Here is a 9896-nt window from a genome sequence, read left to right on the forward strand (position 1 = left end):
TTGTTCCGACCGGATGGCAATCCCTGTCCGTCCTCGGCGCTTGGCTACAGCGGTGATGGATCCACTGTTTCTAGCGAAGCAATTGCACGCTTCCAGTTGTTCAGCACCAAGCTCTCGGTGTGATCAACCTCATTAGCGGGTACGGCCTTTGAAAACAGGAAACCTTGCCCTAATTCACATCCGAGAGACTGCAACGCTCCAAGCTGACTAGGGGTCTCTATGCCTTCGGCTATGACGCTTATCTTGAGGACCTGGCAGAGGGAGATAATGGCTTCAAGTGATCGCTGTACGTATGGGCTCTTGACGGTGGGACTTACGAAACTGCGATCGATCTTGATGATCTTGGGGTGTAGTTTCGCAAGATAGGAGAGAGAGGAGTATCCGGTCCCAAAGTCGTCCAAAGCGAGTAAAATTCCTAACTCATCGAGACTTGTGATTACTCGTCTTGCAGATTCGATGTCAAGGAGTGCGGCACTCTCGGTGATTTCGATTACTAGGCATTCGGGAGGAAAGTCGTAGGTTTTTAGCGCACTCTCTACCATAGGCAATAGATCGGGGTCATGAAAATGACGGGCCGATAGATTGATACCTACATACGGTGGCGTGATTCCGACTCCCTTCCGAGGCCATGCCGAAGCTGTGGCAAGACTCTGCATGAGTGCAAACTGGCCGAGCTTCAGTATCAGGTCGTTCTGTTCTGCCAAAGGTATAAAGGTATCCGGCGAGATCCACCCATGCTCTGGGTGTCTCCATCGCATCAGTGACTCCCACCCGACAATTTTCCCGTTGCCGATGTTGACTATGGGTTGGTAATACATTTTGAGTTCGCCGTTTGATATAGCCGGTACGAGATCTTGTGCGATTCGGAAGTTTGTAGCTGCTCGTTCGCCCATGTCGGCTGTATACAACACATACCTCGCCTTGCCTTCGCGTTTGGCTTCGTACATGGCTGTATCGGCAGCTCGGATGAGTTCGATGGCGCTTCGATCACCAGGGGGACCCCAGGCAACCACTCCCACGCTCGCGCTACGTTGGATGGTTAAATTATCGATCGTAAACGGTGCAGATAGGGCCTCCAGAAGTCGTGCTGCCAAGAGTTCGGCATCCGAGAGCTCGCTGAGATCCTCCGCCAGGTAGACGAACTCATCGCCGGCAAGACGGCAGAGGCTGTCTGAGGATCGCAGCGTTCCTCTGAGTCGATCCGAGAGCGCCACCAAGATTTGATCCCCTATATGGTGTCCATGGGTGTCGTTGATTCCCTTGAAGTCATCAAGGTCGAATAAGAGCAGGGCGTTGACGCCCCCTTGGCGGTTGATCCTCTGCTGGGCGTGCGCTATGCGATCCATAAGCGCGATGCGATTAGGAAGGCCGGTAAGGGAATCATGTAGTGCCTGGTGGGAAAGCTGTTCTGTAAGAGTTCGCTCAGCGGTGATATCCCTCACCGAAGTAATGGTACATAATGGCTTGTCGTCTTCGTCTCGTACAGTCGATCGAGCCACCTCTACATAGATGATTTTTCCGCTCCTGTGTCGATAGCGCCTTACATTCTGGGTAGAGGATCCGCCATTGGATAACACTCTCTGCCGATCGGTCGCCGCCATCTCGGCATCTTCTGGATAGAGGAAGAGGGAAGAACCATTGGCAGCGAGCTCTTCGACGTTGAAGCCGACGATCCGGCAAAATGCGTCATTGGCATCGATGAAACGTCCATCGTGGTTGTGAAGCACCATGCCTGCCATGTTGTTTTCGAAAGCCAGCCGAAATCGCATTTCACTTTCGGTGACCGTTCTAGCCGCCTCTATCTCTGCAGTGAGATCACGAATGGATGCAATCACGTAACGTGGTGCACCTGTTCGATCCTTTGCGAGTGACCTCGCAATCTCAACGTAGATTACATCGCCGTTTTTTCTGAGAAGGCGTTTTGTGTAGTGCACTTGAACTAGCTTGCCAGCAGCGAGATCTTGATTTAGGTCTGCTGCGATAGCTTGATCGTTGACGTGGGTGTAGGCGAGAAAACTAGTTCCTGTCAGCTCGTCGGCAGTTCTGTCTAGCAACCGGCAGGCCGATGGGTTGACCCTTAGCAGATAACCATCCATATCAACGACTGCCATCGCCGTTGGATTGTCGTCAAATGCGAGTCGGAATCGCTGTTCCTCCTCTGCCATCGCCTCCGTTATCTCCTCCATGTGAATGATGGAGTTGGACCTGGCAACGGCGACACCAGTCAGGATGGCGATGGCGATCGCCATCACGTAGATACTCCAGGCCCCCCAGAGCTCTGTTGTGGTATGCGGAAGTAAGAGGTCGGCCGGCAGCATCAGCATGATGCCAACTATTGCGGAACCTAGAGCTCCTGCAATTCCAGCCGTGATTCCGGCATAGACGACGGGGATAAGCAGTGGAAGGATCCAGACGAAGCCTGGGATTGGTGAAGAGCCGTGGCTATTAGCAATATCTCCGATGAGATGGAGGATGCCCACGATCAACACCAAAACCTGCGCTACCCAAAACTGTCGATTTGTCCACGGTGGGTGCGCGAGAGCAACTACAACCTCTTTGGCTGACGGTTGGTGGGCCGCATGAGGATGGTTGGTTTTAATCATGCTCATCCTCCGGCTGCTCGAACTTAAGAGCCACCGACGCTCGTATCGTTGGCAATGACCTAGGTTGCGTGCGACCTCAATTCGCCAGTAGTCAATAACGCATGCCTAGCGTACATGACGGTGCGTGTCTCTTCACTATGAAGATCGACTCCAACGGAGGATTCCTTGAGCCTCTTTGCTCTCTTCAATCGACGAGCTGTGTCTAGTTGATGTTGCCTCCAGCTCCATGCTTTAGCTGCATTGCTCCTCGGTCGGGAGTTGAACACACGAGCTTTGCGTGACAGATAATAGCTTTAGCGATGCATCCAAACATCAGAGATGAAAATGTAGTACTGTACTGGGTTCGATGGCTGCGATGTAATCGTATGTGACGCCGTGCCGCGGTAGTTGTGACGCCCCCTGGTTTGCCATGGAGTCCGTCTACGGTTGGAGTCGATTGGCGAGGAACGCAAGTGACAGCGGATAGCGATAGTCAATACCCCCGTGCTTCCCATCAAAGAGTTCGAAGGCGACATCGTGTACGCCTATCGCCGCAAGTTCATCCACGACGGCTTGAGCCCCAAGATCGAGATAGTATTCGTCGTTCCTCCCAGCGTCCAGCCAGATCCCCTTTAAACCCTGGAGCGCGGTTGCGTGCCGACGTACCATTCGCACCGGATCCCACTCTAACCATTGGGCCCAAACGTCATCGAGCAGGCGGCCGCTTCTGGTGTCGAATGGGAGTACTGGACGGCTATTTTTGTCGGGGGAAAAACAGGCAGCGACTCCGTAAAGCCCTAGCAAGGTCATGTCCGCTGGATGAGAGAATGCTGGTCGCTTTCTAAAATCATTCCACCAAATCTCGGGTGATCCATCCCAATTGCGAAGGAGACGAGCTGCCTCACCGAAGCTAGCACCGTAACAGAGTTCGTAGAGGGAGTCACCAGCATGTGACGCAAGAGCGCCAAACACGTCTGGGCGCAGCATTGGCGTGATCATGGCACCAAAGCCGCCACTTGATTTGCCTTGGATGCCTCGATGAGCCGGGTCGTTGAGGGTTCTATAGTGGTTGTCGACAAAGGACACGACGTCTTCACATAGGTAGGTGTGGTACCTCCCGGTTCCGATGGAATCTACGTATTGAGAGCCACCGTAGGTAGTCCACGCATCGACGTAGACGACCAGACATGGAGGCGTGTCAGTGTTCGCGAAAAGATCGTCAACCACCTTTGGGTAGAGCGGTTTGAAGGGGCTACGATTCCACCACATTGCTACCTGTCCTGTGTACCCCTGGATGACGTAGATACTCGGGTAGCGTCGATCCAAATCGTCGTCGTATCCGGGTGGGGTGTAGACGACCAGGGGACGCGCAGCGGCATCACCCAGCGGGTTGCCCCTTAACGCATCTGATTCGATGATGTGCTCATTGATTGTGCCGATGTAGGCCGTATCTACCCGATTATCCATGATGCTCACACTAGCACCTCGAAGTTGGGCGAATTTCCGAGACGGTGGATCTGCGTATCAAATTGGGACAGACGGCGGTTGTGCGGAATTGGGAACAGGATCTATCCAGCGCTAGAGTCAGAGAATTAACCAAATTGCGTGCTCGGATAGTTTGCGGAAGTGGGCGGCTTGAACTCGCGGATCTGCAAGCTAGTCAACTCAGGCCTGGTTATCATTCGATCTACTTGGGCTGCCAGGGGAGGAAGGAGCCATGTGTGAATTGCACAAATGTTGGTGAATCCGTTGCTGCGGCGGAAGGAGACAGGACTGCGAGATGACGGCGGATAGTAAAGGAGATGTTCCAGCGGTAGTTCGCCCGGCCGTACGGGTCATCTGTCTCGATACTGCCGAGCGAGTCCTATTGTTGCATTGGCGCGACCCGGTCGATGGGCGAACGTTTTGGGAGCCACCCGGTGGTGGCGTGGAGGCTGACGAGTCTGAACTCGACGCAGCCAAGAGGGAGTTGACGGAAGAGACTGGGTTGCCCACTGGAACGATTACTGGTCCTGTCGCGCGTTTGCGGCGAGACCACTTGTGGGCTGGACGCAGGTTGATCTCGGTAGAGCCCTTCTTTGTTGCGCGCGTTGGAGATGCTCAAGTGCGGCCTACCGCCCTCACGGACGAGGAGCAGACCACATTGTTAGGCTTTTGCTGGTGGACGCGTGAGAAGCTCGGCGACCAAGCGGTGGTAATTGAACCGGGCGAGTTGCTTGCACTGTTGGCCGAGCATGTCGGGGGTGGTTGGTTACCAAAAGATGGCGAGCAGCACTAGCATTGAGCGCAATGGCTGAGTCGGGTGCTCATGCTTGACCGGGCGAGACAGCGTGGTAACCGCCGAGTATTAAAACCTCGAGTCATCGACCTGGACTGAGGATTGTCTGTCGACATAGGGCATGTTTTTGCTGTGCTTCTTTCGGTGGTCGGAGCAAAGCCTCTGATAAGACCTTGGGTGGGTCTAGGTAGATCACTCCCCGATTGGGCAGTTTCCTCTGCAACTGGTTGCTCCAAGAGCATTGGTTATAGAGGTGCACACCTATCTATACTCGCGTCTATGAGTGAGTTCAATCACCTTTGCCAACCGGTTGGTTACCCTGTAGTCTCATGGGCTGGATCTCGACGCCCTCGTAGCGCGCCACTGGAGGGACGTTGGTGCCAAGTGGTGCCTCTCGATGCCAATCTCCATGGCGCCGACCTTTATAGTGCTTATGCTTTGGATCTCGATGATGGGCGATGGACGTATCTTCCTTACGGCCCGTTTGCGAACCTTGAAGAATATCGCGCGTGGGTTGACGATGTTGCTCATCGCGATGACCCTATGTTCTTCGCAATTATCAACAGCAGCGGTAAGGCGGTCGGTGTCGCTTCTTACCAACATATTGAACCGTTGAACGGTAGTATTGAGGTCGGACACATCTCCTTTAGCACTCTTTTGCAAGCTACTACTGCAGCCACCGAGGCGATGTACCTGATGATGCGTAACGCCTTTGAGGAGCTTGGTTACCGCCGCTACGAATGGAAGTGCGATTCATTGAACAAACCATCTCGATTGGCAGCCGAGAGACTTGGTTTTAGCTACGAGGGAACGTTCCGGCAGATGAGAGTGGTTAAGGGCCGGAACCGCGACACTGCTTGGTATTCAATCACTGATAGGGATTGGTCACTGTTGAAGCCTGTCTTTGAGCAATGGCTCGCGGCTTCGAACTTCGATGCTGGTGGACGTCAACGGCTCGCACTCTCTGGGCTCACGAAGGCGGCATTGACCAGTAGCCCGACCAACTAGTGTTTCGACGCCCATAACCCGAGCCTTGTGACGGTGATCAGCTGGAACGGTGTTTACGATCAGTCGACCAGGAGCACGATGACATCTCCGCTGGCAGGAGAGTTTTGACCTGACAACGAGACTCTGGGGTGTGTTGGACGCGTGGCAATCAGATGGCTCTGGGATCGTCGACTGAGTTAGCGCACGGCCCGGGATGTGATGAGGTCGCGGTACCAGAAGTAGCTCGACTTAGGCGTTCGTCGCGCCGTCGGGTAGTCGACATAGATAAGTCCGAATCGCTGCGAATATCCAAGTGCCCATTCGAAGTTGTCGAGAAGACTCCATACGTAGTAACCCTTAATGTCGACTCCAGCTGAGATCGCATCATGAACCGCCCTGATATGACCGTTTAAATACTCGATCCGCTCTGGATCAACCACTGTTGCATCTTGGCGCGCGTAGTCAGCGTTGGACATCCCGTTTTCGGTGATGTAGATCGGAATTTCTCCGTAACCTTCTCTGACCTTTATCAAGAGATCCGTGAAGGTCTTTGGCTCTATCTCCCATCCCATAAGCGACCGCGGAATCCCTGGCCGTCGAAGGTGTATCGCATTAGACGTGGTCTCAAGGAGGGTAGGCGCCTTTGTATTGTCGACATGGTATCCCATCGCTGCATGTTCGTGCAGACGTTCACGCGAACCGACAATGCTCGGGTGGTAGTAGTTGACACCAAGGAAATCGATTGGCCGCGAGATGATAGCCAGATCATCTCGTCTTATGTGGGCAACTGAATCTCCGTAGAGGTTGAGCATATCTGTTGGGTAGGCGGCCTTGAAGATCGGGTCGAGAAACATGCGGTTAGCGTTTCCCTCTACTAATCGTGCAGCTTGGATATCGAGTTCGTGTTCACTCGCTGGTGTGACATGAGCTAGATTGAGAGTGATCCCAACTTGTGCATCGGTGTCTCTGCGGATCACATCGACTGCTAACCCGTGCGCTAGCAGTAGGTGGTGGTTAGCACTTAGCGCGGCCGCTAAGTCGGTCTCACCTGGTGCGTGTTGGCCGGTTGCGTAGCCGAGCCAGGATGAACACCACGGTTCGTTCAAGGTGATCCAGCGCTGTACTCTCGAACCCAGTGCGTCGACTACCATCTCGACGTAGTCAGCGAATCGGTAGGCGGTGTCTCGTTGCGTCCAACCTCCTTGGTCACCTAACGTCTGTGGTAGATCCCAGTGGTAGAGAGTGGGGAAGGGACTGATGTTTGCCTTTTCCAAGCGATCAAGCAGCTCGATGTAGAACTGGATGCCCTCGTTGTTCAAGGGACCCTTCCCGTCGGGCTGAATGCGTGGCCATGCGAGAGAGAATCGATACGAACTGATATTCAGCTGCTGCATCAGCGCGACGTCTTCGGCAAGGTGGTGATAATGGTCGCAGGCTATGTCACCGGTATCCCCATGGAGAACCTTGCCAGGGGTGTGTGCGAACGTATCCCAAATGGAGACGCCTCTCCCACCCTCGTTGGCAGCTCCCTCGATTTGGTAGGATGCCGTTGCCACACCCCAGACGAAATCGATTGGAAATGTGATCGCGTCAAGATTCGACAAGTGCCTCTTCCCTTCCTACTTCACCCCCACCGGGCGCCAGTGACTACATCAACCATATATCTTGCTGAAAGCGCTTACAGCAATTAACCAATTTTTTTCTGCAAATTGTAACAATTGATCTAGCCTAATGCTATATTTCGTGAAAGGGCTTACAGATTGGTCACCGGTTTGGTCGTATAGGCCAGACGCTGTGGAGATAGGTCAGCAGGGTGGGAGCGCGAAAGGAGGTCGGTGCACTATGGTGGGTGATTCTATGACTAGAGCGACCATTTATGAAGTGGCTGCTCGCGCAGGAGTGTCGATCGCGACCGTCTCTCGTGTGATCAATGGATACGATAGCATTCGCCCTGCCACCCGAGAACAGGTGATGTTGGCTATTGAACAGCTGGGCTTTGTCCCCAACAGCTCTGCTCGCGGTCTGTCTGGAGGCTCTCAGAATATCATTCGATTGGTGTTCAAACGATCTCAGACAGAGGATAGTTTCGAACTGGTTCAAGAGAGCCTACTCTTTACTGACGCGATCATCCGCGGTGTCGAACGTACCTGCGGTAAGCGAGGGTACTCGCTTTTGCTTGGTGGTGTAGATGACGACAACCTTGACGGCAAGATCGACCAGATGGTGGCTAACTGCGACGGACTGATTCTATTGGATCGAACACTGAAAGAACGTCTGGTGCCAACAGTGGCCAAGCGTATCCCCACAGTTTTGTTGGCTGGTAGTGGGAGATCGCGCTCGGCGGTGACGGTGATGGTGGAGAACCATGATTCAACCGTTCAGGTAGCTACGCATCTCATCGAGGATCATCGTTTCAGCCGACTTGCCTTTCTGGCTGGGTTCGCCAACTCTCCTGACTCGATGAAGCGTCGCGACGCTTTTGTGGATACGGCACAACAGCTGGGAGCCTCGGTTGAGTCTGGAGCTGGGTGGTATTCGGACTATACCTCCTTGGGGGCGGTTCGCGTGATAAACGAGCGCCTGGCAACTGGTGCCGAGATGCCAGAGGCGATTGCCTGCGCGAACGATCAGGCAGCCATCGGCGCGATCCACGCACTGACTCAGGCTGGTTTGCGAGTGCCAGAAGACATTGCCGTTACTGGCTTCGATGATATATCGATGGCACGCCACATGACGCCTGCACTGACCACGGTGCATCAGCCGGTCGAGGAGCTAGGGTCGGTGGCCGCTGAGGTGTTGATTGATCAAGCGATCTCTCAGCGTAAGCCGGTCATGCAAAATATAGTCCTGCCGACCAGGTTTGTAATAAGAGAGAGTTGCGGTTGCAAAGAGTAGCCAGAGAGTAAGGCTAGATCTCTGGCGAAAGGGGGGTACGGTTGCAGTGCGGTTTTTATTGAGGAGGTTAGGGTTCTACCTAATCGCACTCTTTGCTGCGGTGACGGTAAATTTCTTCATACCTAGGCTCATGCCAGGCAATGTAGTTGAGAACTTGATGTCCAAGTATCCAAACTTGAAGCCATCAGCTCAACATGCGCTCGATGTTCTGCTCGGTGTCGGACACAATGGTTCGATAGCCCACCAGTACCTGCTCTATCTGGGTCAGCTGGCTCATGGGAACTTCGGCATTGACCCACTCCAGTTTCCAACTCCAGTAATAGACATCATCAAGAGCGCGTTGCCGTGGACCGTCATTTTGGTTGGCACCGCGACTATCATAAGCTGGCTTCTAATGAGGCAAACCTCGGACCGCCGAGTGAGTGGATAATGATGCAGGTTCTCTATCATGACCGGTATCAGGACAAAACCTGACCGACCGTTTGGGGGTGGGGTGTGGGCGACGTTGCAAACGTGAACGATCTCCTCGATAGCCATGTGATTCTCGATCTTGAGTGTCTCGACCGGATCTACTTGAACGTCTATGTGCCCAAGCTTCAAATGCCAGGTCAAGTCGTCTACTTCCTGCGCGATCATCGAAAGATGCCAATTGCCTCTCCGGCCATCATGGAGAAGATGGGGAATCGCTTCAGAGAGGCCGTTCGGAGCTTTGCAACGACAAACAACATCCCTATTGTGCGTTTTAAGAAGGGTGAGCGCCACATCGAGGTCATGGAGCCCTACCTCAAGGCTGCAACTGAACCTGGAATAGTAGCAATCGGAGTAGCCCAGGAGTTTCAATCAGTCTTTAGCGCAACCAAGAGGAAGGACTCGTCTGGGGGTGCTCCGTCATTCACCTTCGCAAAGGCTGATCGACGAGTCACCGCTTACTACTTCTATCTCATGGATGCCGACTTCGGAGCCGGGTTCATCAAGATCTGCTCGTACTTCCCCTATCCGGGAAAGGTCTGGGTCAACGGACACGAATGGGCGAAACGTCAAGCGCTCAAAGCAGTATCGGATTCACGGAGTTAGCCAATGGGTTCGCCTCCTGTGAGGGACTCTGTAGCTCTTCAAGCTCTCTGTAACCGTCTTGGTCCAAACCAGATCGAGGG

General features: G+C 53.7%; 8 protein-coding genes. 5 read left to right on the forward strand and 3 right to left on the reverse strand.

Annotated elements, in window-relative coordinates; genetic code table 11:
- Positions 1-44 precede the first annotated feature (44 nt).
- Both FEAC_RS10510 and FEAC_RS10515 read right to left on the reverse strand, forming a co-directional pair.
- Positions 45-2609 carry an EAL domain-containing protein gene (locus FEAC_RS10510; RefSeq protein WP_081901277.1) on the reverse strand — a complete coding sequence of 855 codons (2565 nt, stop codon included), beginning with the start codon at positions 2607-2609 and terminating at the stop codon, positions 45-47.
- 414 nt (positions 2610-3023) lie between these two features.
- Positions 3024-4049, reverse strand: coding sequence for an alpha/beta hydrolase (locus FEAC_RS10515; RefSeq protein WP_035391829.1), 1026 nt, complete (start codon positions 4047-4049; stop codon positions 3024-3026).
- Positions 4050-4362: 313 nt separating this feature from the next.
- On the opposite strand from FEAC_RS10515, the gene FEAC_RS10520 reads away from it, so the two are divergent.
- Entirely contained in the window at positions 4363-4860 is a 498-nt protein-coding gene (locus FEAC_RS10520; RefSeq protein WP_052566232.1) for an NUDIX hydrolase, read from the forward strand.
- Positions 4861-5139: 279 nt separating this feature from the next.
- On the forward strand, positions 5140-5868 hold the full coding sequence (locus FEAC_RS10525) for a GNAT family N-acetyltransferase (protein ID WP_035391834.1): 729 nt from the start codon (positions 5140-5142) through the stop codon (positions 5866-5868).
- A 176-nt stretch (positions 5869-6044) separates the two neighbouring features.
- On the opposite strand, the gene FEAC_RS10530 is transcribed toward FEAC_RS10525, so the two are convergent.
- Positions 6045-7451, reverse strand: a complete 1407-nt coding sequence (locus tag FEAC_RS10530; RefSeq protein ID WP_035391820.1) for a GH1 family beta-glucosidase — start codon at positions 7449-7451, stop codon at positions 6045-6047.
- 253 nt (positions 7452-7704) lie between these two features.
- Between FEAC_RS10530 and FEAC_RS10535 the strand changes: the two genes are divergently transcribed.
- The 3 genes from FEAC_RS10535 to FEAC_RS10545 all read left to right on the forward strand — a co-directional run bounded on the left by FEAC_RS10535 (position 7705) and on the right by FEAC_RS10545 (position 9816).
- Positions 7705-8742 carry a LacI family DNA-binding transcriptional regulator gene (locus FEAC_RS10535; protein ID WP_160290381.1) on the forward strand — a complete coding sequence of 346 codons (1038 nt, stop codon included), beginning with the start codon at positions 7705-7707 and terminating at the stop codon, positions 8740-8742.
- Between the two features lie 46 nt (positions 8743-8788).
- Positions 8789-9172, forward strand: coding sequence for an ABC transporter permease family protein (locus tag FEAC_RS10540; protein ID WP_052566233.1), 384 nt, complete (start codon positions 8789-8791; stop codon positions 9170-9172).
- A 65-nt stretch (positions 9173-9237) separates the two neighbouring features.
- A complete protein-coding gene (locus tag FEAC_RS10545) occupies positions 9238-9816 on the forward strand; it encodes a hypothetical protein (protein ID WP_052566234.1) in 579 nt (192 codons plus the stop codon).
- The last annotated feature ends 80 nt before the right edge of the window (positions 9817-9896 follow it).

Origin of the sequence: Ferrimicrobium acidiphilum DSM 19497, assembly GCF_000949255.1 — a bacterium.
Classification (GTDB): Bacteria; Actinomycetota; Acidimicrobiia; order Acidimicrobiales; family Acidimicrobiaceae; genus Ferrimicrobium; species Ferrimicrobium acidiphilum.